This is a genomic window from Pseudofrankia coriaricola (assembly GCF_001854805.1).
Taxonomy (GTDB): Bacteria; Actinomycetota; Actinomycetes; order Frankiales; family Frankiaceae; genus Pseudofrankia.
In genome coordinates this window covers 1-25,797 of sequence record NZ_MBLO01000254.1, presented here as the reverse complement: position 1 = coordinate 25,797, position 25,797 = coordinate 1, and the positions used below count along the sequence as shown (strand labels likewise).

Sequence of the window (25,797 nt, the reverse complement as noted above, 5' to 3'; positions counted from 1 at the left end):
CCGTTCCGCGGACCGTAACGATTGCCGGCGACCGGATATGGCCTGGCCGTCGCAGGATGGTGTCATGAGCGGGAACGAACCCGAGATCCGGCGATACGAAGGCGATCGGGATGCGCTGCGCCCGCTGTTCGGCGAGGCCGACGACTCCGAGCAGGAGATCGACGTGTACCTGCCTCTTGGAGAGGTGCTCGTCGCGACGGACGACGACCGGCTGGTCGGCCACCTGCAACTGATCGACCTTCCTGGCAACGATCTAGAGCTCAAGAGCATGGCCGTCGTCGAGGAATGGCGCGGCACCGGGGTGGGGCGGGCACTCGTCACGGAGGCGGTGCGACACGGCCGGAAACGGGAGCGGTCCCGGATGCTGGTCGCGACGGCCACGGCCGACATCGGCAACCTGCGTTTCTACCAGCGTCTCGGCTTTCGCATGCTGCGCATCGAGCGGAACGCCTTCGGGCCGAGCACCGGCTATCCGGACGGCATCGTCATCGACGGTATTCCACTGCTCGACCGCGTCTGGCTCGACCGCGATCTGTGACCGGCGCGGACTCAGCTCGTCCCGGGTATCGCGGGCAGCGGCACGGCCACACCTGAGCGCGCCGACCGGCTCTGCACGCGGTAGCGCCCGGGAGGGACGGCACGGTCGCGCGAGAAGGCACGGGAGAACGCGTACTCGGAGGTGTACCCGACGGCGTGGGCGATGACGTCGATCGGGTCGTCGGTGTCGCGCAGTCGGCGAGCGGCCAGGTCCATGCGCCAACGGGTGAGGTAGGCGGCTGGGGTTTCGCCTACCTGGGCCGGAAAGCGCCGCGCGAGGGTGGCTCGGGAGACGGCGACGTGGTCGGCGAGCGAGTCCAGCGTCCAGGGCCGGCCGGGATCGGCGTGCAGGGCGCCCAGCGCCGCGCTGACCGTGGGATCGTTCAGCGCGCGCAGCCAGGAGGCCGACGGCGCGACAGGCTCGGCCCGCAGCCAGGCCCGCAGTACCTGGATGAGCAGGACATCGACGAGCCGGTCGAGCAGCGTGGTGCTGGCTGGCCCGGGCTCGGCGAGTTCCCCGGACAACAGCCGGATGGTGTCGGCGAGCGGGCCGGCCCCGGGCGTCCCGGCGGGCACGTGGACCACCTCGGGCAGCACGGTGAACAGCGGCGTGGTGACGGCGGGATCGTGCCGGTAGGAGGCGCACAGGATCCTGGTCCGCGCCGGTCGGGGCCCGACATCGAGCCGGCCGCCGGTGGCGAGCGCCGCCTTCGAGACGGCGTGGTCGAACGGTTCCAGCGGGCCGTCCGGATCTCCGGCCAGTCCGTGTTCGGACCCGGTGGGCAGGAGGACGACGTCACCGGGCATGAGCCGCACCGGGGGCTGGCCGGGCAGGCGTAGCCAGGCGGTGCCGGCGGTGACGGCGTGGAAGGCCGCCGCTGAGATCCGGAACAGCCGTAGCCCCCACGGATCGCCGGCGTGGACCGTCGCCGCGACGGTTCCCCGTACTCCCGCGACGCTCAGTACGTCGGCGAGCAGGTCCATTGCCGCAGCCTACCGATAGGCGTCCGGCATACCGATACATGAGACGAACGGACAATAATTTGAGACTTGACGGCATCGATTGTCTACCTTGTGCGTCATACGGTTGATCCGTTCAACACGTCAACCGGAAGGTGACCCATGAACGTCAAAGGCAGCATCGCTCTGGTGACCGGCGCGAACCGGGGCCTTGGCGCCCGCCTGGTCGGCCGGCTCCTCGACGCCGGCGCCAGCAAGGTCTATGTCACGGCGCGGGATCCCCAGGGCGTCGCCCCGACCGTGAGCGCGCACCCGCGGGTGAGCGTCCTAGGCCTGGACGTCACCGACCAGGCGAGCGTGGACGCCGCGGCCAAGATCGCGACCGATGTCACCTTGCTGGTCAACAATGCCGGGGTGCTCGGGTTCGGCAGCGCCCTTGAGGGTGATCTGGACCTGTTCCAGCGTGACATGCTGACCAACCAGATCGGCCTGCTGCGGGTGAGCCGGGCCTTCGTCCCAATCCTGACGGCGAACGCACCGGGCGCGATCGTCAACGTGCTGACCTTGATAGCGCTGGCGCCGGTGGCGGGAATGGCGGGGTACTGCGCGTCGAAGGCCGCGGCGCATTCGATCACTCAGTCCTTGCGGGTGGAGCTGCGCGACAAGGGCATCGAGGTCGTTGGGGCCTACCCCGGTGGCATCGACACCGACATGCTTGCCGGGGTCGACGCCGACAAGGCCGCCCCGGAGGTCGTCGCCGGACGGATCGTCGCCGGTGTCGCCGCCGGACAGACGGTCATCTGGCCTGACGACGCCTCCGCCGGCGCGGGCTCGGTCTACCTCAGTGACCCGGTGGGCCTGGAGCGGATGCTCGCGGGCTGACCGACGCCGGCCGATGACGCCGGCGGGGTGCGCGTTGGCATCGATGCTCGGCCTCGCGCCGGCAATCCGCGGACAGCAGGACCGACGCGCTCGGCGGGATCTTCCGGAAGATCCCGCCGAGCGCGTCGGTCGCCCGCCGACCGCCGGTCGCCGTCGAGCCCGTTGCCCGGTGCTGCCGTGGCTTACCGCGAGGCCGGCGCCCAGGGGCCGACGCCGCCGATGCGCTGGACGGAGTAGCGCACGATGTAGCCAGGTCCCTTCGGCGCCGGGAACTCGGCGTCGGGGGATACATAGACCTTCGCCAGGCGGTTGAGCAGATTCCAGGCGTCGTCGCTCGGCTGAACGGTGGCCCGCACATGCAACACGGCATACTGGTTCATGAGGACGCCGGGTGCCCGTGGCGCGTCGAAGGACAGCACGGCCCGCGGATCCCGCTCGATGTTGCGCAGCTTCGTGTACCACGACAGATGACCGCTAACCAGATCGTCACCGTCCAGCCCGATCCAGATGACGGTCACCTGCGGGCTTCCGTCCGCGTTGATGGTGCTGAGGTGAGCCATGGGGCCGGATTTGATCAGGTCTCTCAATTCAGGTGGCACGCTAACCACTGCTGGATCCTCTCTGCCGTGCCGCTGTCGGTTGAACCACTGACGGCCGGTCAGCTGACGACGAGAACCAGCTTGCCGGTCGTTCGGCCGGTGTCGCCCAGTTCGTGGGCCTTCGCGGCCTGCTCCCACGGGAAGTTGGCCTCGATGATCGGCCGAAGCTGACCGGCCCGCGCCAGGTCGGCCACCGCGAGCATCCCGCCTTGGCCGGCCTCGACCAACATCAGCCGGTGCTGGACGCCGAGTCTTGCGGCCTCCTCCGGCATGGGTAGTGTGCTCGGCTTCCAGTTGGTCGGATTCGGGCCCGTGGCATGGACCAGTACCAGAACCTCGGACGGTCCGGGGGCAGGGCGCTCGATGTCCACCATTCGATGAGCTTGCCGTTCTTGAGTACCGCGCCGGCGCGGACCAGCGCGACGGGGTGGGGTGCGTTGACGGCCCGCCACCGGGTCTGTGCTGATTCGATGAGCTTGAACGCCATCGCGACACCGGCGGCGCGGGAGCCGGGGCCCTTGGTGACTCGCTGGCAAAGCCTGACGGTGGTGAGGAAGTTCCACGACAACGCCGTGAGGTCCCTCCCGGAGGAGCGCGCGGCCGAGCTCGCGGCGCGAACGCTCGCCTTTCCTGACGCTCAGAGCGTCGAGGATCTCACCGCGCTGCTGACCTCGGCGGGGGAGCGCTGAGGTCGAGACAGTTACCGCTCCCGGACTGCGTAGGTCAGGTGGGTCACCCGCTGCGTCGGCTCCGCGCGGACCGGCTCCAGGGCCACGCGGCCCGCGTCCACGCCCTCGAACAGGCGGATTCCGGAGCCGAACAGCACGGGTGAGAGCGCGATCGAGAACTCGTCGATCAGGCCGGCGTTCACGTACTCCAGGATCGTTGCGCCGCCTCCCGCGATGCGGACGTCCCGGTCGCCGGCGGCCTCGCGGGCCTGGTCGAGCGCGGTCTCGATGCCGTCGTTGACGAAGTGGAAGGTGGTCCCGCCCGGCCGCTCCCAGGGGTCACGCTTCTCGTGCGTCACGACGAGGACCGGCGTGTGGAACGGCGCCTCCTCCGGCCACGCCTGCTCGCCGGCGTCGAACATGCGCTTGCCCATCACGCTCGCGCCGGTGCGCTCGAACGTCTCCCGCACGATATCGTTGTCGCGCCCTTCCTCGCCGCCCTCGCCGAGGTTCAGGTTCTCCCGGAAGAACCGCTGCGGGAATACCCACTGCTGCAGTTCCATCCACTGCTGCCCCATCAAGTCCTCGAGGGACTCGGGCGCGATGAACCCGTCCAGCGACATCGACACGCTGAAGAACACCTTCCCGGCCATCAGCCCTCCACTCCCTTCCGAACGATCTCGGTGACGTAGGCAGCCAGGTTGCTCAGGGTCTGCTGGCCACCCTCGATCGCGTGGTACTTTTCGACCGCCTCGTCGCGCAACTCCTTGGTGGGGAACACCGTGCGCATCTCGATCCGGGTCGCCGCGCCGTCGGGCGCGAACATGAGGACCGACTCGAAGGCGTTCGGGTCGCCGCGGGACTCACCGTGCAGCAGCGCGATCCGCTCCGGCGGGGCGATCTCGGTCCAGGAGATCCACTCCTGGTAGTCCGTCCCGTCCGGTCCGTGCATCACGAAGTCCCACTCCCCGCCGACGCGGAACTCGAACGCCCGCGTGGTGGTGGTGAACCCCTCCGGTCCCCACCACCGCGACAGGTGCCGCACCTCGGTGAACGCCTCGAACACCAGCTCCCGTGGGGCGTCGATGACCCGGGAGATCACGATCTCGCGGTCGGCCGTCGCGGACTGCGCCGGCGCTCCTCGTCCCGTCGCGCTCATCAGCTACTCCTCCTGCCTTGCCTGCTTGAGGTCCTGCACGTACTCGTCCAGTCGGTCGAAGCTCTCGTTCCAGAACCGCTCGAACCCGCCGGTCCACTCGTGAATCGGTCGCAGCCCGCGGGCGTCAAGGCCGTACAGGCGTTGCTTGCCTGCCTTGCGGTCCCGCACCAGCCCGACCTCCCGGAGCACCCGCAGGTGTTTGGACGCCCCCGGCTGGGTCATCCCCAGCTCCTGGGCCAACTCCGTCACCGGCCGCTCACCCGCCCGCAGCAGCACCAGGATCTCCCGGCGCTGCGGCTCGGCGATCGCGTTGAAGACGTCCGACGTCGTCGCTGCACGTGCCATGGCGCCATCATATTCCGATATCGGCATACGTCAAGCCGCCCCTCCTCCTACGTGCGATGTGACGACCGTCCGGCGGACGTGGTCGGCCGGCTACGGTGTTCTCGTGGGGCTTCACCTGAGTCAGGTCGCCGCGGCGGACGAGCTGCTGACGAACGACCCGTTGGCCCTGCTTATCGGCATGGTGCTGGACCAGCCTGTGCCGGAAAGATCGAATGGTGGCGCCGAGCTGCTTCCCTACCAGCGATCACGATGGAGCACCTGACTGCGAGGAACCCGCGGCGCGGGCTGGAAATCCGTGCCCAGGGTGAAAGCGAGCGGGATGAACGCAGCCAACATCACCTCTTCGTACGGGACTCCCAGGACCTGCGCCATCTCCCGTTCCAACGGCCCCTGCGCGGTGGTCCAGACCGTCCCCAGCCCTCGGGCCCGCGCGGCGAGCATGAAGCTCCACACCGCCGGAAGGATGGATCCCCACGTCATCGACTGAGCCAGGACGGAGGCACCGTCCGTGCGGCCCTCGACGCACGGCACCACGATGGCGGGCATGCGGTGAATATTGTCGTACAGGTGTTGGAAGCCGCTCACCGGAAGGAATGGCATCTCGGCGAGGTCGAAACAGCGGCACCCGTGGGTCCGTTCCGCGCCGACAGCCCGACGGCGGCGCTCACAGTGACGGCGCGATCGACAGCCGAGGCACGCCGCGCGGCTCCGCAAGTCGTCAGCACCGCGGCGGCGCTCAGCAGCCATCTCGAAGCCGTGGCAGGGACGGCCGTCTGAGGCGTGAGCGCCACTCGCGGACACCTCGGCGGGTTCGACTACAGGGCGATCCGCCCCGGGGCGGATCGCCGCGACCTGCCTAGGCGCATTCAGGATCTGGGACGATCCTGGTATTCGCGGAGGGCAGGTACCCGTCCTCGTCCGCGAAGTGCGTCGTGGTGTAGCCGCGCAGACCGTGGCCGACGCACTTGGTCGCCAGGTTGCCGAAATTGTCAGGGAAGTTGTAGACCTCGGCCGGTGTGTCTTCGCCGTGCCGGTTCAACACGGGCGCGTCGCCCATTCCCTTCGAGTCGTCGTCGCCGCAGCCGGCGAGGAGCAGCGCAAGTGCCACGCAGGTGACGATTCCGCGCGCATCTGGGCTGGTGGACGATCCGCTTGCACTATGGCTGGGTGAGGTCAATCTTCACAGGGAACGGAGCCACAGCTTCGACGACACCCGTGTAGACATCGCCAACTCGGTAGGTTCCTGCGGCCGGGTCGAGCACGTACGTGTAGACGAGAGGGACACCGGCCGCGGACTGCTCGATCCGCCAGTAGAACTGGATGCCTGCCCGGGCGTACTGCTCCGGCTTGAAGACACGGTCCGTGGTTTCAGAGCCCGGTGAGACCACCTCGGCGACGAGGAGGATGTTCTCCGGACGCATCGGTGTGACGCCTACCGCGCTTGCCCCGTATACGACGATGTCGGGCCGACGGACCGTCAGCGGCACATCCTGGAGCCGGACGTCGAAGTCAAGATCGGCGAACCACCCCGGGGCCCCCGCCAGCTCCATCGCGTTGGCGACCTTCCTCGCCAGCCGGTTATGTAGCAGGGAGGCGCTGGGGACCATGACGACCATCCCGTCCACGATCTCGATGTCCCTGCACTGTTCTTCGGACAGCGAGTTGTACAGGTCCGCCGTGATCTGCTGGTGCATCCAGGCGGGAGCGACCATCTCCGCGGTCACGGCGCACCTCCCTGAGTCGGCGGCAGACCTGATGCCTCACGGCAAGCGTAGCGTGCTGGTCGTGTCTGCCGGCACTGTCCGATGATCGGGCACGCGGGTGGGGCGAGCCCACGAGCGGCGCGGTGGCGCGTGTCGCGCAATGGCGCGGTCCCTGGCTGGGTGGGGCCGGGGTTGCGCCGAGGGTGTCGCAAGCTTGACCAGCCGGTCGAAATCCATGGCGCAGCAGCGTTTCCGGCAGGGTCGCGGGTGCGGAGGCGCCGGTAGAGCGTGCCGAGACCGACCCCCGCCCGGCGGGCGACGTCCCCGGGGGACGCCTTAACTCCCTGCTCCGCTTTCGCTTCACCGAGGACCTCAGCTGGCCTGCCCGGTCGGCATGATGGTGACCTGCTGCAGGTTGACCCGAGGCGGGAGCGCCGCGAGGAAGAGGACGGTCCGCGCGACGTCGCCGGGCAGGAGCCATTCGGTGGACTCCCGCGAACCGGCCAGCCAGTCGAGGGCGCCCTGGTCGGTGACGTGGCACTTGAGCCAGATCGCCGAGGCGGACGAGCTGCTGACGAACGTTCCGCTGGCGCTGTTGATCAGGATGGTGCTGGACCAGCACATCGCGGAAAGGCAGAGCGGTGGCGCCGCCTTTCCGCGGCTGGCGCAGTCTCCGACGTGGTTACCAGGCCACCGGGCCGTTGGCGTCAATGAATGTGCCTGACTCCGCGTCGGCGGGCAGCGTCGCGGCCGTGACCACGATCTGCGCCGCTTCGTCGGCGGTCAACGGCGCCTGCTGTCTGCTGATCGGTGTCAGATCCGTCTGAACGAAGCCGGGACACACTGACGTGACCTTGATCGGGGTGTCCTTCAGGCTCTTCGCCAACTCGACGGCGATGCTGTTCAGCGCGGCCTTCGAGCTTCGGTATGCCGGCAGGAGCATCGAGTAGTACGGCGAAAGAGGGTTGTTCTGATCGGTGAGCGAGCCCATGGTCGACGAGACGTTGACGATCCGACCGGCGGCGCTCTTGTGTAGCAGCGGCAGAAAAGTCTCCGTCACGGTGACCGGCCCAAACGTATTTGTCTCGAACGTTTGGCGAAAGATGTTCGTGTCGGCGAACTCGTGCTCCACGATGTCCGTCGCCTCGGGCAGGATGCCCGCGTTGTTTACCAGCACGTCGAGTCGACAGTAACGTTCCCGGATGATCTCGGCGGCAGCTCGCACACTCGCTGGGCTGGTGACATCAAGTTCGACCCAGTCCGCGGTGAGCCCCTCCTCTTCCAGCATATCGACGGCCTTGCGTGCGGCGGCTTCACCGCGTGCGCCGATAATAATGATGGCACCGGAGCGAGCCAGGGCCTTGGCCGCCGAAAATCCCAGGCCGCGGTTTCCGCCGGTGATGAGAGCAATTTTCGACATTCTTTTCCGAGCTCCTGTCTATATGGTTCCCCTGAAGTATGGCCGCTGTGACAGTGGAATTCTGGCGAGATTCCGACGTCACGTTCGCGGCGCATCTGGTCGCCGAGGCGCTGGGGTTACCGATCGCCCGCGCCGGTATGATCAAGAAACGTCGTTCGAGGCTGCACGGCGCCCGGACGTGTGGAGGCTGAGACACTCGCCAGCCCCCGCCGGTGGTGCTGTCTCGTCGGACGGACCAAGCGCCGCTACCTTGGTGGTTGTGCGGCAGGGAGTCGCGGGGGATCAAGACGGTCATCCCGTCCACGCAATGATCTGTGCGGGTGAGCATTTCGTCCTGAGCCTCGTCTACGAAGTCGAGCGCGCGGCCGGGACTGTGTGGCCAGGGCCAGCGTGCGTCGATCCCCGCAACCCCTGTCGACAGGCCGATCATCGGGCCTGTCGCCTGTCGCCTATGCCGCTGGCGTCCAGTTCGGCCTCCGCGGCTTGTCAACTTGACGCGATCACATGACAAGCCTTGCCAAGGGACGCGAGGCTCTGAGCAGCCGACAGGTTCCAGGCGCGGCCGATCCTCTTCGCCACCGGTGTGAGGTCTACGGTGGTGGAGTGGGACTGCACCTGAGCCAGATCGCCGAGGCGGACGAGCTGCTGACGAACGATCCGCTGGCGCTGTTGATCGGGATGGTGCTGGACCATTAGATGTCGGAAACAAGGAACGACTCACGCCGGCGCTCCTTGCGTCAACGGTCGTTCGGTGTTCCCGTCGGGGAGCGCCTGGGCACGGTCGCGAGCGTTTGATGGCCGACTATGACGTATTCGTGGCGGACTGCCCCGCCCGCTCAGCGCTGGACGTCATAGCCGACACCTGGTCGGTCGTGGTCGTGTATGCCCTCGGCGAGGGCCCGCGGCGCTACAGCGATCTTCGTGAGCGGATCGGTGGGATCAGCAAGAAGATGCTGACTCAGACTCTCCGCAAGCTGGAGCGGCGAGGTGTGGTCGAGCGACGGAGCCTGGCCACGGCGCCCAAGGGCGTCGAGTATCGGCTGACTAACCTCGGCCGGAGCCTCCTGGAGCCGGTCTCTGTGCTCGCGCGGTGGGCCGAGGAGCATGCCGAGGAGCTCGCGGGCGATCCACCCGACTGACGGCTGGGGCACCGGATGGTTCCCCACGGCTGCCTAGCGTCGCCCGCATGCGAATCGGAATACTCGGCGCCGGTGTGATGGCCGACGCGCTCGGCACTCGGTGGGCGGCAGCCGGCCACGAGCTCATGGTCGCGGGACGGACGGCGGAGAAGGCGCATGCGCTGGCACAGAAATGGGGTGGCCATGCCGGCGACTTCCGGGAAGCGGCCGCGTTCGGCGACGTCGTGCTGATCGCGGTTCTGTACCAGGGCATGTCGGCCACGTTGGCGGAGATCGGCGACGCCTTGCGCGGCAAACCGGTCATCGACTGCAACAATCCAGTTGAAGTGGATCGCTTTACCCTGGTCACCGCCCCTGGGCGGGCCATGGCGCGGGACATACAGGATGCGACCGGCGGGCAGGTGGTGAAGGCGTTCAACCTCTGCCACGCGCGGGTGTGGGAGATGGCCCCGCCGCTGTTCGACGGCCGTCGCCTGGCCGTGCCGTATTGCACCGACCATCCAGCCGCGGCTGCCGTCGCGCGCCAGCTCATCGGTGACGTCGGAGGTGAGCCCGTGCCGGTTGGCGATCTTCGCCATGCTCACAATCTCGAGGCGATGGCCGCGATCGTGATTTCGCTGTTGTTCGGCGGACGTGACCCGAGCACAGTGTTCAACCTGGTCGACGCCCACCCGCCCACATAGGCACGGTGGCTGGAGTGGCATGGTCCCGGAACATGGGCACACCGTCGGTCTCACATCCGGAGAAGCCGTTCCGGCAAGACCGGCCGGGGAGGGGTGATCCGCGTCCAGTCGGTAGCGGATCATCACGTCAGCGGGGTGTCGGGCGCGGTCACGGCGCATCGCCGGCGAGGATGCCGGCGAGTTTGGTGACGGCGTCGGCCCAGCCGGACTCGACCTTCGCGGCGACATGGGGCAGCGCGGCGGCCAGAACGTCGAGGCGCTCCCGGACCAAGGTGAGCGTGGTCCCGCCGGATGGGGCCTCGCGCAGCGCGATGGTCATCTGGGAGTCGTAGATCGGCTCGTTCTCGCGGTCGGGTCCGGCGAAGCCCTAGGCGTCGACCGGCGGGGTGCGGGAGGTGCTCTCGCGCCAGCTCTTTCCGATACCTCGCAGCAGCGGTGGGTAGACGATCAGCAGGCGAAACGGTGCGATCGCCGCCATGTAGACCCGCCCGAACAGGCCGTTCGGCTTCACCAGCACAGTCATTTGGCCTCGGTAGCCACCTGGCTGTCGGTCGGCGGGGTCGTTCGGGACCCAGCTGATGTGCATCACCGTGTGGACAGTGCGGTTGGCCATCTCCGCGGCCCACTCGTTGTCCGTCAGGTAGACCGACCGGAACGGAAGAGTGTCGAACGCCGGCCCGGCCGGGGCGTCACGCAGGTCGGCTGGCAGGCGGTCACGCAGTGTCGGCACCCGGGTGCCGACGCCCGAAGCGGGATCGTCCCAGCCGAGCCGGGCCCCAAGGCGCCAGCGGATGGTGAAGAGGAGCCGGGCGAGGCGTGACGGGTTGTTCGCGGTGTCGCCGCCGGCGAATCGCCGCACCAGTTTCGGGAAGTCCTCCGCGGCGCCCGGTGTGGGCAGCGCCCAGACATCCTCGACGTGGAAGTCAGGCGCCACTTCGTGAATTCGCCAGGGCCGTGACGTGTGTTCGGTGTTCGGGAGCTTCATTTTCATCCTCACCCTGCAGGGCTTTCGAAGCGGGAATTCCGAGCACGCCCGCGACGGCACGGGCTGCGAGAAGCTCGTCGTACTGCGCCTGGCCGGCGACCGCGATCACGGTTCCCTCGAGCGCGCCGATGACGGCCTGAGCCAGAACTTCTGGCCGCGGACCGGCAGGAATCGATCCGGTGCTGCGCGCGGCCTCGATCAGGTCGGCGCAGCGGCCTACGAGCAGCTGGTACTTTTCCTCCACCTCGCGCCCGACGGGATGGTCCTTGCCGGAGAACTCCATCCGGAGCGCAATGGCCATGCGGGCGACGTCTCGCCGGCAGAAGACGGCGTGGCCGCGCGCGAGAGCGAGAAGCGCCGCGACGGGCCCGGCCTCGCCGGCGACGGAGGGGCCGACCTCACGCACCCAGGTGGCGTGGGCCCACTCGATCACGGCCATCGCCAGGTCCTGTTTGTCCTTGAAGTGGTGGTAGAGCGCACCTCTTGTGTAGCCGGCGTCCGCCGCCACCCGCTCGAGGGCGAGGTTGCCGTAGCCGTGTTGGGACAGGTTGCGCGCGGCGGACTCGAGCAGCGCGGCGCGAGACCGCGCACTGCGCTCGGCTTGCGTCATGATCTCACTACAACATACATACATGTCTGTACGCAACTGCTGACCGACTACGTGCCAGGACGACCGACCCAAGGCCGGGTTCCCTACCACGCTCTGCCGAGCCACGCGATGACCTCTCGCGAGGCAGGCTGGGCGCACACCAGGTACACGGCGATCTGACCACATCACGCCGGCCGCCGCGATGTGGTCGGCTACGGTGATGTCGTGGGCCTGCGCCTGAGCCAGATCGACGAAGCGGACGAGCTTCTGACGAATGATCCGCTGGCGCTGCTGATCGGGATGGTGCTGGACCAGCGGGTTTCGGAAGAACGAGTCGGATGGGACGGCGTGTCCGTCTGGCTGCTTAGTGTCAGGTTCGGGCCTCGTCGGTGCGGCTCGACATCAGACGGTCTTCAAGACACCGCCGTCGGCGATGTAGTCGGCACCGGTGAGATTTCCGGCCTGCGGCGAGGCCAGAAAGGCGACCAGCGCGGCTGTCTCCTCCGGCTCCGTGAGCCGCCCCGTCGTGATGCCCATCCGTCCCGGCACCTCGGCGAGAAACTCGTCCAGCGTCACTCCGTTGGCCCTGGCCAGTTGGCCCGCATACCCATCTTCATCCGCCCAGTTGCGGGTTCGGGTCGGGCCTGGGCTGACCGTCAGCGCTCGGAGCCCCCGCGCACCGAACTCTTCGGCGAGCGCCTTGCTCAGGTTCGTCAACGCCGCCTTGGCCGTGCCGTAGTCGACTGGCTGGAACGCGGCTCGGGCGCCGATCGATGAGATGGTGATGACGACTCCCCGTCGTTCCAGGAGACCCGGCAGGAGCGCCCGGGTGACCCGGACGGCGCTGAAAAGGTTGAGCTCGAAGGTCTGCTGCCAGGACTCGTCCGGTATCGCGAGGAAACCCTGGGCGCGCATGCTGTCGTCGGTCACGCCCCCGAGGTTGTTGACGAGAATGTCTGTCGCGCCGGCTTGGGTGGCGAGGAGGCCGGCCCCGGCTGGCGTGGTGAGATCTACGGCTACCTGGGTCACGGCGTCACCGAGCGCGGCGAGCCGCGGGGTGACCTTGCGCGCGGCCGCGGTCACCCGTACCCCCTCGGCCGCCAGCGCGCGTACGACGGCCAACCCGATGCCCTTGCTCGCGCCGGTGACAACCGCGGTCCTGCCAGCAAGACCAAGATCCATGATAGTCCTTTCTTGACCCATAGGTACAAAAATAGCGCGGCTGAGGGCTGGGCGAGCTTCCTTGCCGACTACCGGCTACAGGGAGCGAAGGAGGGTGTCGGCGAGCCCAGCGAGCCGCTGCGGATTCGGATCAGCCTTGCCCAGAACCCGGATGCCGTTGATCGTGGCGAGAAAGAGGGCGGCCAGCGCCCCGGCGTCGGCTGCTCGATCAATGTCGCCGGACCGCTGGCCTTCCTCGATAGCGCTGCGGAACGCTGCCTCCTGCCGGTCGAAGGTCCGGCGTACCAGGTGGTTTATCGGCTCGTCCCCGTCGCCGAACTCGACCGCCGTGTTCGCCATCATGCAGCCGCGCCGTTTATCGTCCGACAGGGCGGCGGTCACCACCAGGTCGAGCGCGGCCCGCAGGCGTTCCCGAGGCGGACCCGACCCGTCCAGGACCCGGATGATCTGCACGGCCTCGCGTTCGTGGTAGCGACGCAGCGCCCGCTCGAAGAGCGCGCGCTTGCTGGTGAAAGCGTTGTAGAGACTGCCTCGGCCGATCCCGAGCGCGTCGACCAGTTGCTGCGGCGTGGTGTGGGCGTACCCGTTGGCCCAGAAGACCTCCATCGCCTTGTCGACTGCCGTGTCTGGATCGAACGCCTTGCCGCGGGCCACGTCCGTCACGATAGGGCGAAATGGAACTGCAGGTCAAGAAAAGAGGTCCGTGGCGAAGACACTGCGCGCCAGGACAGCGCCGCGGCCACCGGGGCGCTCGGCCACCTCGGATGTCCCTGAGAGCGTTGTTCCGGCCGTGACCGATCTCCGCGAGCACCTCCCGCTCCCGCGGGGCGAGCCGTTCGCGGAGGCAGTCGCTGTCGGAGGTCGGGAGCACCGACGCGCCAGGCTTCTCCGAAATGGCCATGTACGTCCTCGTCCTGCGCGATGGCGGCTGGTGGCTCGCCGGTGGCCAGAAAACGCTCATCGCGGACCGGCCATGACACCGAGGTCGGTGAACGAACGGCGTCGGACGGACTGCCCGTGGCCGGACTCCGGCCGCCGACGTCTCAGCCGGTAAGACCCCGCCTGACGGCGAGTTCGACGGGCGAGTAGTGACTGACGGGTGGGAGGGCCTTGGTGGTCGGAGCTGAGCTGATCTTCCTGCCTCAGGAGTCCGGTAGGTCGAAGGCGGCGGCGTCGAAGGCGAGGACGATGGCGGCCGCGCGGTCACGGACCTCGAGCTTGCCGAAGATGCTGCCGACGTGGGCTTTCACGGTGCGTTCGCTCACGTGCAGGTCGGTGGCGATCTCTCGGTTGCTCGCGCCGCGGGCCATCGCGCGCAGCACCTGGCGTTCGCGGTCGGACAGGCGGGCGAGGCGCCGACGCACGCTCGGGTCGGCCGACGGCGCCCGCCGCACGGCGCCGAGCAGGCGCTCGCTCGCCGACGGGTCGATCCACGAGCCGCCCGCGGATACGAGCTGGATCGCCCGCACGATGTCGTCGGCCGGGCGGTCCTTGAGGATGAAGCCCTTGGCCCCGGCAGCCATCGCGCCCCACATGACCTCGTCGTCGGTGAACGTGGTCAGCACCAGCACAGGAGGATGGTCGCCGAGACCGGCGAGGGCACGTATCGCGTCGGTCCCGTCCATCCGGTTCATCCGGATGTCGAGCAGAATGAGGTCAGGGCTCAGGTCCTGGACGGCCTCGACCACCTGGTCGCCGTCAGAGCGCTCGCCTACGATCTCGATGCCCTCCTCCCCGCTGAGCACCAGCGCGATCCCGGCGCGGATCAGCTCCTGGTCGTCGACGAGCAGCACCCTGATCGGTCTCGACGGTGCTGGCGCCCCGCCGGCGGCGTATCCGGATGAGCCGTCAGCCATGTCTCGGCTCCGCTGCCAAACCCGGTGCCCCAGCTCGGACGGCACGTCGAGCGTGACCGAGCGGGATGGTCGCCGCCAGCCGCCAACGGCCATCGACCGCGCCCGCCGAGAACTCGCCGCCGAGCGCCTGGACCCGCTCCGCGATACCGCTCAGGCCGAATCCGGCGGCGCCGTGCCGCCATCCGGCCGGCAGGCCATTGCGGACCACCACGACGACAGCGTCGGCGTCGATGCCGACCTCCACCTGGGCTGGGACTCCGTGACTGTGCCGGGAGACGTTCGCCAGCGCCTCCCGCACGGTCCGGAACAGCACCGACCCGGCGACCTGGTCGACGTCGTCGAGTTCACCGTCCACCCGGAGTTCCACGACCAGCCCGCCACGCCGGTAGCCCTCGACGAGGGCGTCGAGATCGTGGGCGTAGGGCAGCGGCCCCGATCCGCCGACGGACGGTACGTCCGCGTCGCGGAGCAGCCCGACGACCTGCCGGACGCCCTCGATGCTCTCCCGGCCGACCGCTTCGGCCCGCGCGAGCGCCTCGTCGGCGAGCTGTTGGTCGCGGCTCATCGCCCGGCGCGCTCCGGTGATGTTCAGCAACACGACGGCGAGGGAGTGCGCGACCAGGTCATGGACGTCCTGGGCGATGCGGCGGCGCTCGTCCGCGGCGGCCACCGTGGCGAGCTTGTTCTGCGCGGCGGTGAGCTGGAGCGCGAGCGCATTCGTCCGTCTCAGCGCGTAGCCGGCCGCGGCCGCGTAGAGAGCCGCCGCAGCCCAGACCATCGTGCTGGCATAGACGAATCCGCCGTCGGCCCCCTCCGGGTGACGCTGCTGCACGAGGACCGACAGACCCAGTACACCCGCCATGACCAGGGCGTTCAGTGACAGCGAAGGGCTGCGCAGCGCGGTCCAGCTGGCGACGGCGATCGGGATCATCATTGCCAGCTTCCCTCCGCCCAGGCCAATCACCCCGCCGACGCAGGCAAGGGCCACCGTGACCGCCAGCACCGGCGGCACGCGTATCCCCGCGGCGTCGAACGCGAACGGCGCGCCCGCGAGGGCGACGAGACCGAGCAGGACGACGTCGGGTACGACGGAGAGCGCGCTGAACGCCGTCCCGACCCCGATGATCCCGTAGACGATCAGGTCAGCGACCCGGACCATGCGGACAACCGCCGCGGCGCCGGAAACCGGCTCCGGGGCCAGTGCTGGGCCGACCTGGGGATTCGAGGGCGCGTGGCTCGCCGGCTTTTTCGCTACCCAGCCCATCGTCCGCCCCTGTCGCGTCCGTCAACCCTCACGATACGTGGCCGAGGCTTAGCGACGCCTCGGCCCGCGGTCCGGTCCTTGCCCCACCCCGGGAACACCGGCCACCTGGACGAGAATCGGCCGCCAGACCGGTTGGCCGCGCGCCGACCGGTCTGGGCCCGGTGTCATAGGCCGGCGAGCATGCCTCCGTCCACCAGCACCGACGTCCCGGTCAGGAAGCTCATGTCCGGGGAGGCCAGGGCCAGTGCGGCGGTGGCCATCTCCTCGGGCCGGGCCATCCGGCGCAGCGCGTCCACGTTGGCCGCGCCATACTGTGCCTTCAGGGCAGCCCACTGCTCGTCGTTGACGTTCGGTGGGCGCCGCGCGTCGACCAGCCCGGTGTCGGTGGTGCCCGGCGAGACAGCGGCCACCCGGATTCGGTCCGGGCCGTAGTCGAGCGCGGCTGTCCGCACGAGTCCGGTGACACCGCCCTTGCTCGCCGAGTAGGCCCCCAGGCCGGGACGGCTGGCGAACTCGTTCGCTGACCCCGTCACGAGGATGACGCCGCCGCCGGACCGTTTCATGTGCGGAACCTCGTACTTGATGGCGAGGAAGACACCCCGGGTGTTCGTGTGCGCCGTGTCGTCCCATTCGGCGACGGTCATCTCGTGCAGCGGCTTGACCAGCTGGACTCCGGCGTTGTTCAGCGCGACGTGCAGGCCGCCGTACAGCTGGGCGACCCGGTCCACGAACGACTGGACCTGCGCGGGCACCCGCACGTCCGACCGGATGTACGTCGCGGTTCCGCCCGCGGCGCGGATCTCGCGCTCGACCTGTAGCCCGAGGCTCTCGCGGCGGCCGCAGAAACCGACCTTCGCCCCTTCCCGGGCGAAGGCGATCGCCGCCGCCCTCCCGATGCCGGACGTCGCGCCGGTGATGACGACGACCTTGTTCTCGTAGCGCCGGAGCTGTGCCGGCGGTGGTGCTGACCCCGCGGACGCGGACGCGGGAGAAAGGGACGTCCTGGCGAGTTCAGCAGTCAAGCCAGCCGTCGCGCCGGCGAGCAGGAGGCGGCGACCAATCCTCGGTGCCGTGCCGTCATCGTCGCTCATGTCGCCCTTTCGGGTTGTTCGGCAGGTGAACGGACGACGCCAGTAGCTCACGAATATCCGGAGCGTCGCATCCGGCCGGAGTTCATTCGGTCATGTCATCTGGTCCGCCTCGCCGCCGTCCCACGGGCCACTCCGAACCTGGCCGAGCGACCCATGACGCGTGTACCGGGGGCCGGGGCCCACGACGACCGCCCTGAGGCGCTGCCGGTGGATCATCGGACGTGGCGGCCAACCCGGCGCCTGGGCACGCGGTGACATACCGAGAACCGCTCACACCGACCCCCACGGGGCCCTACGGATGAGAACTCCAATATCAACATGGTCGTCGCTGGCGTTCATTCGGCCTCAGCGAGGGCGTGGGCTGGCCGTAGCCAGGTTGTGTGTCACGCGGCGAGCGTGGCGGCCAGCAGCACCACGGTGATCGCGAGCAGCGTCGCGGCCATGCGGGCCGCCGGGCCGGTGCGTGCGTTCGGCAGCTCGGATCTGCCGCCAGCAGAGTGGAGTCCCGTTGCATTGGCGGCGCCATAGGCTCGTCCCCATGCCAGCGAATGACAACGCCACGATCACGGGTTGGGCGGCCGGCGTCCCGTTTACGGCGCTGCGTCCGGCGGGTGACCTCGACAAACCGGCTCCGCTGGTGGTGACCTGGCACATGATGGACGCGCCTCGTTCGGACGCGGCGTTCGCCGCGGCACTTCCGTTGGCCGCGGTACCTGCCTGGCGGGTGCATCTCGGGATGCCGCTGGTCGGCCGGCGTCCGGTGGAGGGGGCGTACGAGGCCGCGTTGGCCGACCCGGTGCTGGGATATATCGACCCGGTGGTTCGGCAGGCCACCGAGGAGTTTCCGGCGGCGCTCGACGCGTTGCGGGAACAGTTCTCGCTGCGCGACGAGCCGATTGGCATCGTGGGCGCTTCGCTCGGCGGCACCGTCGCGCTGAACGTGTTGGCGCGCGTGCCGGTCCAGGTCTCGGCAGTGGCGCTGGTGAACCCGGCCATCCGGGCTCGGACGGTGGTCGAGATATTCACCGCGACGGCCGGTACGTCCTACCCGTGGAGCGAGCAGGCGCGGGCCGCGGCCAGGCGCCTGGACTTCGTCGCTCACGCGGGCCTGATCAGCGGTCGGAATCCGCCGCCAGCGGTGCTCGTGGTCAGTGGCGACCTCGACTACCCGACCAGCCGCGCCGACGCCCACGAACTGGTGCCGGCGCTCCAGGCCGGGTACCCGGATACCGGCCGGGTCAGGCTCAGCACGATCGCCGGCCTGGAGCACCCGCTCGCCGAACCCCCGGGCCTGGAGCCGGCGCCGCCGACCCCGCTCGCCAGGGCTGTGGACCGAGTGGTCAGCGAATGGTTCCAGGCAAACCTGAGCACGGCGGCCGTGCGCCCGTCCGCCGGATGACCGCCTCGGACCGACCACCACCTGGCCCGGACGCTCGGGGCTCTGATGACGGACTACGACGTTTTCATCGAGGACTGTCCTGCGCGCTCCGCGCTTGAGCTCGTTGCCGATACGTGGTCGGTCGTGGTGGCGTACGCGCTCGGCAACGGCCCGCGCCGCTATGGCGATCTTCGTGGACGCACTCCCACGTACGTCGGACACGCTGTCAGCCATCCCCGTCATGCGCCGCCCGAGGCCTCGCCGGGTCTGCGAAGTTCGCCCACCATGGACGGGCGCCGTCACACCGGCGGCGTCCGGCGTCCGGTTGCTGTTCTTCGCAGGCTGAGTCCTGACCGTGAACCATGGGAAAGGAACCGCGCGTCCGTCCGGATCGGTTCCTCCCGCGGGCAGCCGCGTTCAGGGGTGCCGGTACGGCTGAGCACACGGCCGTCTGGCGGACGGTGTCACGAGTCCCCGCGGCACGGCCGGCTACGGTGTTCTCGTGGGACTGCACCTGAGCCAGATCGCCGAGGCGGACGAGCTGCTAACGAACGATCCGCTGGCGCTGTTGATCGGGATGGTGCTGGACCAGCCAATCCCGGAACCATGGAGTGAGAACGTCCGGAGATCTTCGCCCTGACGCGCTGTGGCCATCTATGGCTCGGCGGGCTTTCTGAGTTCTAGAAGCGCGGCCAGCGGAACCGTGGAGTCGGGTTTCCGGTTCGAGGGAGCGCTCGATTCCGTGGAACTGGCAAACCATATCGGATGGCGAGCTCGCGCAGGACCGGATTGGCCGGATGGGATTCCAAGGCGCAGGTGAGCAGGCGCCTGTAGGGGTCCTCCACGGCGCCGTTCTCCAAATCCTTGAAAATCTCGCGCCAGGCGGTCTCTGGCCGGTGGTAATCGATATTAGGCCGCCGCTCCGGCGGGTATTCGGCGCCGGTCAGCACTGGGTCGGCGCTCGCGGCAGTCGTGTAGATACGGCTCATGGCCCGTCGCAACACGTCCACATCTTCCGGTTGGAATTTACCGGAACGTTGTCGGAATGGCTGCTCGTCGAGCCTTGTGGCTGTGTCGTCGTCGCACTCGGGCGACACCCCGAGCCCATGCTTGTGTACCTCATCGGATCTAGGCGCTCCGCCTACCCGAGGCAGGTCCCCGAGGCGCTGCTCGGCGAGTGCGACGAGGCTCCGCCAGACCTCGGGAGCCAGCGAGAAGATATCCTCCATCGAGCCGTAGAGGGCTACCTCCTGGTAGGCGGTCATTGTTCGCGCGATTTCGGTCGCCCGCTGCCGGGCGTTGCCACGTGCCTCGGGCCCCAAGAAAGGGCGACGCCGTCCGATGTAGCGCCGTAGGTATGTGGCGACCACCCCAAACTCCGCGATGAGGTCCTGGCGGGCCTGATCGACGTCGACGGGGCCGCCGCTGCCGTCTGGCGTGCCCTGTCGCAACGTCGATATCAGCTCCAGGGAACGCAGTAGGTGATGTTCCGCGAAGAACCTCGGATGCTGATTCCGAATCGACTTCTGAACTCCACCCGAGATGCCGATGAAAAGTAAATAGACGGCCACTAGACCGAACCATCTTGCTGCCACTTCGAGTGGAATGGTGTCGCGCGAAGTCGCAGATTCGCGAAGGATCAACCCGAACGACGTCGTAATAAAGCCGAGCGACATGAGAACGAACTGAAACACGACCAGCAGGAGTGTGCGAGTGACGATCTGGCCGCGTCTGGCGACATCAGTGGCGATCTGGAAAGCCGGCGCGGGAGCCGGCGTGATGCTCAGGGCTGCCGTGGCCGCCGCGATTCTGTCCAGGGCACCCTTTTGACGCCGTGGCCGTTGGCCGCGGGGGCGCGTGGACGCGAGCGGTACGAATATGAAGCTCACGCCGAGGAGAGTCCAGGCCAGTCCCATTACTGAGACACCTAGCGGAATCAGGGCAGCCCCAGTGTCCTCCGCATGGAATCCCGCGAGAAGCGTGACGATCGTCTCCTCCGTTGGCGAGCTCCTGGAGAATTATTGTAGGGGGCGAGTCGCGTCGGGACGAGACTGGTTTCGAAGAACATCGCCCACAGTCCAGGTCCTTCCGGTGAGTCGATGTTCACCCACTCTCCGATGTCGATCCTCGGTGAGCTTCGTGCTTGCCGTCGACGATGGGCGGGAAATAGGAGCGGCCGGCGCGTCGCTGGCCGAGCTGCGGCGGGCTGTGCCAAGGCCGTCGCCTTCTGGCCGATGGCGCCTGGGCGGCTGGCACGGCCGAGGCCGGTTGACCTGCCCTGGCGGTGTGGCGTCTGCCCGGCCTGGAGCCCGGGCTCCGACCGGCCGCCCGGCCGCTACTGTGATCGGGTGGGACTGCACCTGAGCCAGATCGACGAAGCGGACGAACTGCTGACGAACGACCCATTGGCGCTGCTGATCGGCATGGTGCTGGACCAGCGGGTCTCGGAAGGATGGAGTGGGACGGGGCGTTCCGTGCTCGTCCGACTGTGGAGTGTCAGCCCCGACTCGGTTGTCGATCAAGAAGTCGCAGGCGGTGACCTCCCTGGCGTTTGACGGGCCATGGCTCGCGCTAGTAGCGTCTGAGGAACTTCCTCCCCGCCGTCCTCCGGGACTGGCGGGGCTTTTTTCTAGATCGGCTACGTCATGACCCCGCGAGTTGCCGTCTTCATCGACTGCCAGAACGTTCACCTTTCGGCGCGCAGCAGGTTCCTGCCCTCCGGCACACCTGGCCAACGTGGACACGTGGATCCCGTGCGCGTGGCGCAGCGGATCGTCGACGGGCGACGACTGGGCGGTGAGCTTGCGGCCGTCCGTGTCTACCGCGGCCGTCCCAGCCCCGATCACCAGCCGGAGGCCGCGAGGGCCAGCGACCGGCAGGCCGACCGCTGGGCCCGTGATCCTCGGGTGGTCGTCGTGCGCCGGCAGCTTCGCTACCCGAAGGCATGGCCCGCAGAGCCCGCGCAGGAGAAGGGTATCGACGTCGCTCTCGCGGTCGATTTTGTGCGTCTTGCCTGTGAGGGTGCGTACGACGTGGGCGTCCTGTTCAGCTGACGAACGACCCGTTGGCGCTGCTTATCGGCATGGTCCTGGACCAGCGGGTATCGGAAGGATGGAGTCGGACGAGGCAATCCGCACTTGCCTGACCATGAAGCGTCAGATTCCGATCTGCGGTTCCGCTGATGCCGAAGTGAAGGACCACGGCGGGCGACCGTGTCAGCGTTTGACGGGCCGGGGCATGAATCGGTATAGCGGTCAAGAAATGGCGTGGAGATCATACCGGTTGACTCGTGGGGCGATACGCGGCATTAGGGTCGCTATAGGACGCGGTTGTTCGGACGACCAGTCCCTCGCCGATCAGCTTGGTCAGCTCATAACTAACCTGCCGATCACCCAAGGATAGGCGAGTAGCTATCTTCGCGCGGGTCAGAGGAGCCTCAGCGGTCAGGAGGTCCAGAACACGTTGCTTCCGTGTGATGGGCTCGCGAGTATTATTTTTGCGGACGACTCCCGCGGGTTGGTGCCGCGCCTCGTGTTCAAGGAGATCCGAGAAAAGTGTCGGGTGGGGATCCTCGGCCGCGTCGTCAAGGACGTACCTCGCCCATCGGCGCTGGTTGACCATTCTGACCAGACCTCGTTGGACAAGATCACCCAGCTCGCGACGGGCGACCTTACTGTCCACCGCGAGTTCGACGCGGTATTCGTCGCTCGTCAGCGCCCGGCCAGTCCGAAGTACTGCGAGGGCCATCTCCTGCGTCCCGGAGATGTCGTGCTGACCCAACGAGAAAAGCCAGGTCCGGGTGTCCTCGTCGAGCAGCGCCCTGTTTGGCATGACGACTCGAAACTCGCTTATGTTGTCCTTGAACCTGGGAGGTACGAGCCCGGCCTGACGCAGGCTGTTTAGGACGGTGGGGATACCGGTCGCCCGCCCTTCGCACAGGGCTCTTCGATCTCGGTGAAAACGCACGTTCTCGAGGATGTCGACGAGTACCCGGTTGCGAGCGGACGCTATGCTCTCGTCTCCCAGTCCCAGTCGGTCGATACTGACGGGCCCGAAGAGCCCACCCGGTGAGATTACCTCAAGGCGATCCGGGTACATCTCAACATGGATGCGCGTCCCCCTGGCCATTGGACTGTAGTCCCGGTGCGCCACCGCATTGACAAGGACTTCTCGTAGTGCCTCGAGTGGATACTCCCAACGGTCCTCTCTGCCAATTCCCGCGACTATTCCGCGCCGGCTCATGCGCGCGAACAGGATGTCGATAACTTCGGCGAGAAGAAGTGGCGCTGGGCCTTCAAGTATCTTGTCGTCCAGGAATCGCTGGCCGTCTGGACCGGGCTCGCCCTTGCGTGGTGTAGGGTATACGGTCACGGCGATCGAACATCCACGCAGTGAGTCGAAACCCTGCGGATCCCGGCCGAGCGAGAGCAGCCCGCCCAGTGACGGTACGAGGTGCTGACTGTCGAGCGAGCTTCTTACCAATATTCCGGACCGGCTAAGTAGATCATCGTCGTCCCGGCGGGCCAAGGCTGGTCGGGAGAGGCGAAGGTCCCGCAGATAGTCCGCGACGAGTTCGTCGTGCAGATCGACTCTGCGCGCATCTTCAACGGGTTCCAAGTCGAAAATCGGCTGGCCTCGATTGAGGAGCAGCTGGCTCACTTCGTATGACGTGAGTCGATGGTCTCCGTCCGAGATACGAATGTACGAGCCATTGGGCTGGCCTTTGCCCCGAAGAAAACATGGCTTGTCTGCAGGGTCGAGCTCCGGTACTTCGGCGACCACCAAGGTTCTGCCCTCGAACTCCGGCGTGCTGATCAGAGGCATGAGCGGCGGAACGAGGCCGTCCCGACACACTCCTGCGATGTCAACTGCGAGCTTCGCGGCCTGCTCGCATCCAGTCGCCTCGAACCCGCGGGCCTCGTCGAGCCCCAGGATCAGGACGCCGCCGCCTGGAGTGTTCGCGAATGCGCATAGCGTCTGTATGGTCTCACCGGGCAGCTTGTCGGTTGACGCCCGCTTGACCTCCAGACCTGCGTCGTCCCGGCCGATCCGGCGAAGCGAGGCAACGATCTCGGCCAGTCCGTCTGCATCCACGCCGCAGCCTCCCAGAGAGCCTGACGCAAGCCTAGCACGATGTTGTAAGGTAACGGAATCTTGTTAGGCTGCGTTAGGCTTGCTGTGTCACCTGTCGGCGCTGGGAGTTGGCGCAGCACCGTTCGCCGAGGCGGGGCCTCCGGACAGGCCGCGCCGCCGGTGGAGGCGTGGCCACCGGAGCACCCGGTACCCCGTGTCTCCTCGTGGCCTGTCCGCCGCGACCGCTACGCGGCTGATTCACCCACTCTGGTAGATCTCTGGGTCATGGCCGGACATGACGAGGTGACAGGGCTTGACGAGGTGCTCGGCGTCGGTGTCGACCGTCTTCTTCGCTCGGCCGAGGCCCGGGGCCAGGCCCTGCCGGCCGGGCCGGCCGTCACGACGGTCGCGGTCGTCTTGCTTCACAGGGACTCGCGGGTGCGGGCCGGGCTGCCGGAGATTACCGCGGCGCTGGCCCGGGAGATCCTGACCGGGATCCTGCCGACGCTCGCGGCGCCGGCCCGGGACGACCTGGGAGTCTGCGCTCGCGTGCTGAAGGCTCTGGCGGACGAGCAGCACGCGGCTCGCCTGCTGAGCGCGAAGAAGCTGGCGAAGCTCCACGCGGCCGTCGACGAGTCCACTGCGGACTACGAGGAGGCGCTCGTCGCGCCGGAACGGACGACCTGGGAGCGTTTCTACGCCCGCCTCATGCGTGACGAAGGCGTTGAGGTCACCGACGAGTCCGCCGTACGCGTCTGGCTCGCGCGTTACCGCGAGCGTCCCCTGGCGGACCGGAAAGCCGCCTTTCTCGCCGCGACGACCGCTCCCGACGAGATCGAGCCGACGGGGGCGGCGTCCGCGCGGCACGCGCGCGCGGCAGTCGTCGGCCAGCTCTCCGAAGCCGTGCGTTCCGGCGTGGAGCTTGGCGTCAGAGCCTTCTACCTGCCATACCTCTATCAGGAGGACGGCAGAGACGAGTCCGCGTTCGCGCGGATCGAGGCCTGGGTGGACCGAGTGATCGATGGTGTCACGGCGGCGGGGCTCAGCAAGGCCCTGCGGGAGGAGTTCCGCGATCTCGCGCCGTCGGAGGACATCTTGGTCGGCCCAATTGTGGCGGAGCTGAGCGACCGTCGGGAAGACTACGGCGGGTGCCTACCGCCTGTCCTCGACCTGGCGCCACTCGCGCCACGCGTGCCTGTTCCAGGCGTCAACGGTGGAGACACCGCGGATACAGCGGCGCTCGTCCGCTCGGCTCCGCTGCTCTCGGCCGCGGCGGGCCTCGCCCGCTGGGTGGACGAGCGGGGCGGTGCCGGCGAGGCGGAGCTTGGCCGGCACCTCGGGGACACGGCGGCCCACCTGGGTGTGCCGGAGCCGGTGATGGAGCGCGTCGCGCGGTTCGCCCGAGCCGTCTCGATGCTTCGCGTCCAGGACGGCCGGGTGGCCGCGGGCGAGGCGTGGTCCATATGGCGGGAGGGCGACGCCGACGACCTGTTGAACCTCGCGGTGACGAGCTACGCGGCTGTGCGCACGATGGTGGCCGGCCTGACCGGGGACGGGGACGGGCACGGGCAGGCCTGCGACCAGGGTGTCGGCCAGCCGGCCGAAGGCGCCGAGCGGGGCGAGCGTGAGCCGGACACGCCTGGGCTGGGCGAGGACGACGACCCGTTCCTCGCGTCGGACGAGGATGACGATCTGTTCCTTGAGCCCGACGAGTTCACGTCGGACGAGGACGACGAGCGGGTCGTCGACGGCGACGTCCCGGTCCTGTTCGAGCTGTTCGGCCAGCAGGGGACGGCCTCCGTCGCGCGTCTGGCGGCTATCGGCCTGGACTGGGTCATCCAGCGTGCGCGGGAGCCGGTCCTTCCGGTACCGCCCGCGGGCCCGGAGGACCCGGGCGCGTCACTGGCCATGAGCATGCGGGCGTGGGACCCGCTTGACCCGGGCGCGTACGCGCTGCCGGACGACGACGAGCTGGAGCGCCTGATCGGCTTGGACGAGCCGCTCGACGCCGACGAGCGCGCCGAGCTCGCACGGCAGGCGCGGCTGACGGCGCTTGTCGCCGACCGGATGGCGGGGCTGGGCCTCGTCTGCCGGGCCGGGGACACAGTCATGCTGTCCAGTCTCGGCGAGCGGGTGATGGGCAGTCTCGCGAGCCAGGCCGGCTGGAACGTTCCGACGCTGAGCGAGGTGGCCGCCGCCGAGCCGGCGGTGATGGCGCGATGGCTCGGGTCCTGGCCGGCCTGGGCACGGGTGGCGGGCCTACTGCTGTGGGCCGGTGCGGGGG

General features: G+C 68.3%; 31 protein-coding genes and 2 pseudogenes. 11 read left to right on the top strand and 22 right to left on the bottom strand.

What is annotated here, in order from left to right; all coding sequences use genetic code 11:
• Nucleotides 1-64 precede the first annotated feature (64 nt).
• Nucleotides 65-538: a GNAT family N-acetyltransferase gene (locus tag BCD48_RS36775; RefSeq protein ID WP_071053048.1), complete on the top strand. Its 474-nt coding sequence runs from the start codon at nt 65-67 to the stop codon at nt 536-538.
• 11 nt (nt 539-549) lie between these two features.
• Here the strand turns inward: BCD48_RS36775 and BCD48_RS36770 are convergent, their stop codons facing one another.
• Nucleotides 550-1,521 (bottom strand): AraC family transcriptional regulator, encoded by a 972-nt coding sequence (locus BCD48_RS36770; RefSeq protein WP_071053018.1) that lies wholly within the window; start codon nt 1,519-1,521, stop codon nt 550-552.
• A gap of 138 nt (nt 1,522-1,659) precedes the next feature.
• Here BCD48_RS36770 and BCD48_RS36765 point away from each other — a divergent pair, with 138 nt between their 5' ends.
• Nucleotides 1,660-2,379, top strand: a complete 720-nt coding sequence (locus tag BCD48_RS36765) for an SDR family NAD(P)-dependent oxidoreductase (protein WP_071053017.1) — start codon at nt 1,660-1,662, stop codon at nt 2,377-2,379.
• 182 nt (nt 2,380-2,561) lie between these two features.
• Here BCD48_RS36765 and BCD48_RS36760 read toward each other — a convergent pair whose 3' ends face one another.
• The 3 genes and pseudogenes from BCD48_RS36760 to BCD48_RS50130 all read right to left on the bottom strand — a co-directional run.
• Entirely contained in the window at nt 2,562-2,978 is a 417-nt protein-coding gene (locus BCD48_RS36760; protein ID WP_491677196.1) for a PPOX class F420-dependent oxidoreductase, read from the bottom strand.
• Nucleotides 2,979-3,037: 59 nt separating this feature from the next.
• Nucleotides 3,038-3,250, bottom strand: a complete 213-nt coding sequence (locus tag BCD48_RS36755) for a zinc-binding dehydrogenase (protein WP_241842283.1) — start codon at nt 3,248-3,250, stop codon at nt 3,038-3,040.
• A 101-nt stretch (nt 3,251-3,351) separates the two neighbouring features.
• A pseudogene (locus BCD48_RS50130) lies at nt 3,352-3,525 on the bottom strand (IS256 family transposase); the annotation flags it as partial.
• On the opposite strand from BCD48_RS50130, the gene BCD48_RS52685 reads away from it, so the two are divergent.
• Complete coding sequence (locus tag BCD48_RS52685) at nt 3,449-3,667, top strand: hypothetical protein (protein WP_198543554.1); 219 nt, start codon at nt 3,449-3,451, stop codon at nt 3,665-3,667. The pseudogene BCD48_RS50130 and the gene BCD48_RS52685 overlap by 77 nt on opposite strands.
• 11 nt (nt 3,668-3,678) lie before the next feature.
• Here the strand turns inward: BCD48_RS52685 and BCD48_RS36745 are convergent, their stop codons facing one another.
• Genes BCD48_RS36745 through BCD48_RS36735 form a run of 3 tightly spaced genes read right to left on the bottom strand, consistent with a single transcriptional unit; the run spans nt 3,679 to nt 5,150 of the window.
• A complete protein-coding gene (locus tag BCD48_RS36745; RefSeq protein WP_071053013.1) occupies nt 3,679-4,299 on the bottom strand; it encodes a dihydrofolate reductase family protein in 621 nt (206 codons plus the stop codon).
• Entirely contained in the window at nt 4,299-4,805 is a 507-nt protein-coding gene (locus BCD48_RS36740; protein WP_071053012.1) for an SRPBCC family protein, read from the bottom strand. The genes BCD48_RS36745 and BCD48_RS36740 overlap by 1 nt, the downstream gene beginning before the upstream one ends.
• Nucleotides 4,806-4,808: 3 nt before the next feature.
• Nucleotides 4,809-5,150, bottom strand: a complete 342-nt coding sequence (locus tag BCD48_RS36735; RefSeq protein WP_071053047.1) for an ArsR/SmtB family transcription factor — start codon at nt 5,148-5,150, stop codon at nt 4,809-4,811.
• A gap of 103 nt (nt 5,151-5,253) precedes the next feature.
• Between BCD48_RS36735 and BCD48_RS52680 the strand changes: the two genes are divergently transcribed.
• A complete protein-coding gene (locus BCD48_RS52680) occupies nt 5,254-5,412 on the top strand; it encodes a hypothetical protein (protein ID WP_198543548.1) in 159 nt (52 codons plus the stop codon).
• Here BCD48_RS52680 and BCD48_RS36730 read toward each other — a convergent pair.
• From BCD48_RS36730 to BCD48_RS36710, 5 genes are all read right to left on the bottom strand, one after another.
• On the bottom strand, nt 5,385-5,750 hold the full coding sequence (locus BCD48_RS36730) for a nitroreductase family protein (protein WP_274536623.1): 366 nt from the start codon (nt 5,748-5,750) through the stop codon (nt 5,385-5,387). The two genes, BCD48_RS52680 and BCD48_RS36730, sit on opposite strands and share 28 nt — an antisense overlap.
• Nucleotides 5,751-6,006: 256 nt before the next feature.
• Nucleotides 6,007-6,258 carry a hypothetical protein gene (locus BCD48_RS50125; RefSeq protein ID WP_241842281.1) on the bottom strand — a complete coding sequence of 84 codons (252 nt, stop codon included), beginning with the start codon at nt 6,256-6,258 and terminating at the stop codon, nt 6,007-6,009.
• A gap of 49 nt (nt 6,259-6,307) precedes the next feature.
• The gene (locus BCD48_RS36720) at nt 6,308-6,862 is read right to left on the bottom strand and encodes a Uma2 family endonuclease (RefSeq protein WP_083419770.1); all 555 of its coding nucleotides are present in this window, start codon (nt 6,860-6,862) and stop codon (nt 6,308-6,310) included.
• 363 nt (nt 6,863-7,225) lie between these two features.
• The gene (locus BCD48_RS36715) at nt 7,226-7,477 is read right to left on the bottom strand and encodes a hypothetical protein (protein ID WP_071053009.1); all 252 of its coding nucleotides are present in this window, start codon (nt 7,475-7,477) and stop codon (nt 7,226-7,228) included.
• A 58-nt stretch (nt 7,478-7,535) separates the two neighbouring features.
• Entirely contained in the window at nt 7,536-8,273 is a 738-nt protein-coding gene (locus BCD48_RS36710) for an SDR family oxidoreductase (protein ID WP_071053008.1), read from the bottom strand.
• 794 nt (nt 8,274-9,067) lie between these two features.
• Here BCD48_RS36710 and BCD48_RS36705 point away from each other — a divergent pair.
• A complete protein-coding gene (locus BCD48_RS36705; protein ID WP_071053007.1) occupies nt 9,068-9,412 on the top strand; it encodes a winged helix-turn-helix transcriptional regulator in 345 nt (114 codons plus the stop codon).
• A complete protein-coding gene (locus BCD48_RS36700; RefSeq protein ID WP_274536622.1) occupies nt 9,364-10,095 on the top strand; it encodes an NADPH-dependent F420 reductase in 732 nt (243 codons plus the stop codon). The genes BCD48_RS36705 and BCD48_RS36700 overlap by 49 nt, the downstream gene beginning before the upstream one ends.
• A gap of 148 nt (nt 10,096-10,243) precedes the next feature.
• On the opposite strand, the gene BCD48_RS51725 is transcribed toward BCD48_RS36700, so the two are convergent.
• The 8 genes from BCD48_RS51725 to BCD48_RS36665 all read right to left on the bottom strand — a co-directional run bounded on the left by BCD48_RS51725 (nt 10,244) and on the right by BCD48_RS36665 (nt 17,062).
• A complete protein-coding gene (locus BCD48_RS51725; RefSeq protein WP_157910606.1) occupies nt 10,244-10,414 on the bottom strand; it encodes a hypothetical protein in 171 nt (56 codons plus the stop codon).
• A 48-nt stretch (nt 10,415-10,462) separates the two neighbouring features.
• Entirely contained in the window at nt 10,463-11,029 is a 567-nt protein-coding gene (locus tag BCD48_RS36695; protein WP_241842279.1) for a DUF2867 domain-containing protein, read from the bottom strand.
• The gene (locus tag BCD48_RS36690; RefSeq protein WP_071053004.1) at nt 11,019-11,690 is read right to left on the bottom strand and encodes a TetR family transcriptional regulator; all 672 of its coding nucleotides are present in this window, start codon (nt 11,688-11,690) and stop codon (nt 11,019-11,021) included. The genes BCD48_RS36695 and BCD48_RS36690 overlap by 11 nt, the downstream gene beginning before the upstream one ends.
• A 381-nt stretch (nt 11,691-12,071) precedes the next feature.
• Nucleotides 12,072-12,851 (bottom strand): SDR family oxidoreductase, encoded by a 780-nt coding sequence (locus BCD48_RS36685; protein ID WP_071053003.1) that lies wholly within the window; start codon nt 12,849-12,851, stop codon nt 12,072-12,074.
• A 75-nt stretch (nt 12,852-12,926) separates the two neighbouring features.
• Complete coding sequence (locus BCD48_RS36680) at nt 12,927-13,505, bottom strand: TetR/AcrR family transcriptional regulator (protein ID WP_071053002.1); 579 nt, start codon at nt 13,503-13,505, stop codon at nt 12,927-12,929.
• A 488-nt stretch (nt 13,506-13,993) separates the two neighbouring features.
• The gene (locus tag BCD48_RS36675) at nt 13,994-14,707 is read right to left on the bottom strand and encodes a response regulator (RefSeq protein ID WP_071053001.1); all 714 of its coding nucleotides are present in this window, start codon (nt 14,705-14,707) and stop codon (nt 13,994-13,996) included.
• Nucleotides 14,700-15,866, bottom strand: a complete 1,167-nt coding sequence (locus BCD48_RS36670) for a sensor histidine kinase (RefSeq protein ID WP_071053000.1) — start codon at nt 15,864-15,866, stop codon at nt 14,700-14,702. Before BCD48_RS36670 ends, BCD48_RS36675 begins: the two co-directional genes overlap by 8 nt.
• Nucleotides 15,867-16,135: 269 nt before the next feature.
• Nucleotides 16,136-17,062, bottom strand: a complete 927-nt coding sequence (locus BCD48_RS36665) for an SDR family NAD(P)-dependent oxidoreductase (protein WP_071052999.1) — start codon at nt 17,060-17,062, stop codon at nt 16,136-16,138.
• A 538-nt stretch (nt 17,063-17,600) separates the two neighbouring features.
• Here BCD48_RS36665 and BCD48_RS36660 point away from each other — a divergent pair.
• Both BCD48_RS36660 and BCD48_RS52675 read left to right on the top strand, forming a co-directional pair.
• Nucleotides 17,601-18,461, top strand: a complete 861-nt coding sequence (locus BCD48_RS36660; protein WP_071052998.1) for an alpha/beta hydrolase family protein — start codon at nt 17,601-17,603, stop codon at nt 18,459-18,461.
• Nucleotides 18,462-18,942: 481 nt separating this feature from the next.
• Nucleotides 18,943-19,041, top strand: a pseudogene (locus BCD48_RS52675) (HhH-GPD-type base excision DNA repair protein); the annotation flags it as partial.
• A 79-nt stretch (nt 19,042-19,120) separates the two neighbouring features.
• Here BCD48_RS52675 and BCD48_RS36655 read toward each other — a convergent pair.
• A complete protein-coding gene (locus tag BCD48_RS36655; protein WP_071052997.1) occupies nt 19,121-20,356 on the bottom strand; it encodes an effector-associated domain EAD1-containing protein in 1,236 nt (411 codons plus the stop codon).
• Nucleotides 20,357-20,788: 432 nt separating this feature from the next.
• Between BCD48_RS36655 and BCD48_RS56970 the strand changes: the two genes are divergently transcribed.
• A complete protein-coding gene (locus tag BCD48_RS56970; RefSeq protein ID WP_071052996.1) occupies nt 20,789-20,995 on the top strand; it encodes a hypothetical protein in 207 nt (68 codons plus the stop codon).
• Between the two features lie 90 nt (nt 20,996-21,085).
• Nucleotides 21,086-21,493 (top strand): NYN domain-containing protein, encoded by a 408-nt coding sequence (locus BCD48_RS47750; protein ID WP_241842278.1) that lies wholly within the window; start codon nt 21,086-21,088, stop codon nt 21,491-21,493.
• Nucleotides 21,494-21,713: 220 nt separating this feature from the next.
• On the opposite strand, the gene BCD48_RS36640 is transcribed toward BCD48_RS47750, so the two are convergent.
• Complete coding sequence (locus BCD48_RS36640) at nt 21,714-23,534, bottom strand: ATP-binding protein (protein ID WP_071052995.1); 1,821 nt, start codon at nt 23,532-23,534, stop codon at nt 21,714-21,716.
• Nucleotides 23,535-23,816: 282 nt separating this feature from the next.
• Here BCD48_RS36640 and BCD48_RS36635 point away from each other — a divergent pair.
• Nucleotides 23,817-25,797, top strand: a 1,981-nt coding sequence (locus BCD48_RS36635; RefSeq protein WP_131804173.1) for a hypothetical protein, incomplete at its 3' end; no start/stop codon positions are given.

Bases quoted from the DNA above. Each gene is read 5' to 3' on its own strand.
- BCD48_RS36775 (WP_071053048.1), top strand. From the start codon at position 65: ATGAGCGGGAACGAACCCGAGATCCGGCGATACGAAGGCGATCGGGAT.
- BCD48_RS36770 (WP_071053018.1), bottom strand. From the start codon at position 1,521: ATGGACCTGCTCGCCGACGTACTGAGCGTCGCGGGAGTACGGGGAACC.
- BCD48_RS36765 (WP_071053017.1), top strand. From the start codon at position 1,660: ATGAACGTCAAAGGCAGCATCGCTCTGGTGACCGGCGCGAACCGGGGC.
- BCD48_RS36755 (WP_241842283.1), bottom strand. From the start codon at position 3,250: ATGCCGGAGGAGGCCGCAAGACTCGGCGTCCAGCACCGGCTGATGTTG.
- BCD48_RS52685 (WP_198543554.1), top strand. From the start codon at position 3,449: ATGAGCTTGAACGCCATCGCGACACCGGCGGCGCGGGAGCCGGGGCCC.
- BCD48_RS36745 (WP_071053013.1), bottom strand. From the start codon at position 4,299: ATGGCCGGGAAGGTGTTCTTCAGCGTGTCGATGTCGCTGGACGGGTTC.
- BCD48_RS36740 (WP_071053012.1), bottom strand. From the start codon at position 4,805: ATGAGCGCGACGGGACGAGGAGCGCCGGCGCAGTCCGCGACGGCCGAC.
- BCD48_RS36735 (WP_071053047.1), bottom strand. From the start codon at position 5,150: ATGGCACGTGCAGCGACGACGTCGGACGTCTTCAACGCGATCGCCGAG.
- BCD48_RS36730 (WP_274536623.1), bottom strand. From the start codon at position 5,750: ATGCCATTCCTTCCGGTGAGCGGCTTCCAACACCTGTACGACAATATT.
- BCD48_RS36720 (WP_083419770.1), bottom strand. From the start codon at position 6,862: ATGGTCGCTCCCGCCTGGATGCACCAGCAGATCACGGCGGACCTGTAC.
- BCD48_RS36715 (WP_071053009.1), bottom strand. From the start codon at position 7,477: ATGTGCTGGTCCAGCACCATCCTGATCAACAGCGCCAGCGGAACGTTC.
- BCD48_RS36710 (WP_071053008.1), bottom strand. From the start codon at position 8,273: ATGTCGAAAATTGCTCTCATCACCGGCGGAAACCGCGGCCTGGGATTT.
- BCD48_RS36705 (WP_071053007.1), top strand. From the start codon at position 9,068: ATGGCCGACTATGACGTATTCGTGGCGGACTGCCCCGCCCGCTCAGCG.
- BCD48_RS51725 (WP_157910606.1), bottom strand. From the start codon at position 10,414: ATGACCATCGCGCTGCGCGAGGCCCCATCCGGCGGGACCACGCTCACC.
- BCD48_RS36690 (WP_071053004.1), bottom strand. From the start codon at position 11,690: ATGACGCAAGCCGAGCGCAGTGCGCGGTCTCGCGCCGCGCTGCTCGAG.
- BCD48_RS36685 (WP_071053003.1), bottom strand. From the start codon at position 12,851: ATGGATCTTGGTCTTGCTGGCAGGACCGCGGTTGTCACCGGCGCGAGC.
- BCD48_RS36675 (WP_071053001.1), bottom strand. From the start codon at position 14,707: ATGGCTGACGGCTCATCCGGATACGCCGCCGGCGGGGCGCCAGCACCG.
- BCD48_RS36670 (WP_071053000.1), bottom strand. From the start codon at position 15,866: ATGGTCCGGGTCGCTGACCTGATCGTCTACGGGATCATCGGGGTCGGG.
- BCD48_RS36665 (WP_071052999.1), bottom strand. From the start codon at position 17,062: ATGAGCGACGATGACGGCACGGCACCGAGGATTGGTCGCCGCCTCCTG.
- BCD48_RS36660 (WP_071052998.1), top strand. From the start codon at position 17,601: ATGCCAGCGAATGACAACGCCACGATCACGGGTTGGGCGGCCGGCGTC.
- BCD48_RS36655 (WP_071052997.1), bottom strand. From the start codon at position 20,356: ATGGGACTGGCCTGGACTCTCCTCGGCGTGAGCTTCATATTCGTACCG.
- BCD48_RS47750 (WP_241842278.1), top strand. From the start codon at position 21,086: ATGACCCCGCGAGTTGCCGTCTTCATCGACTGCCAGAACGTTCACCTT.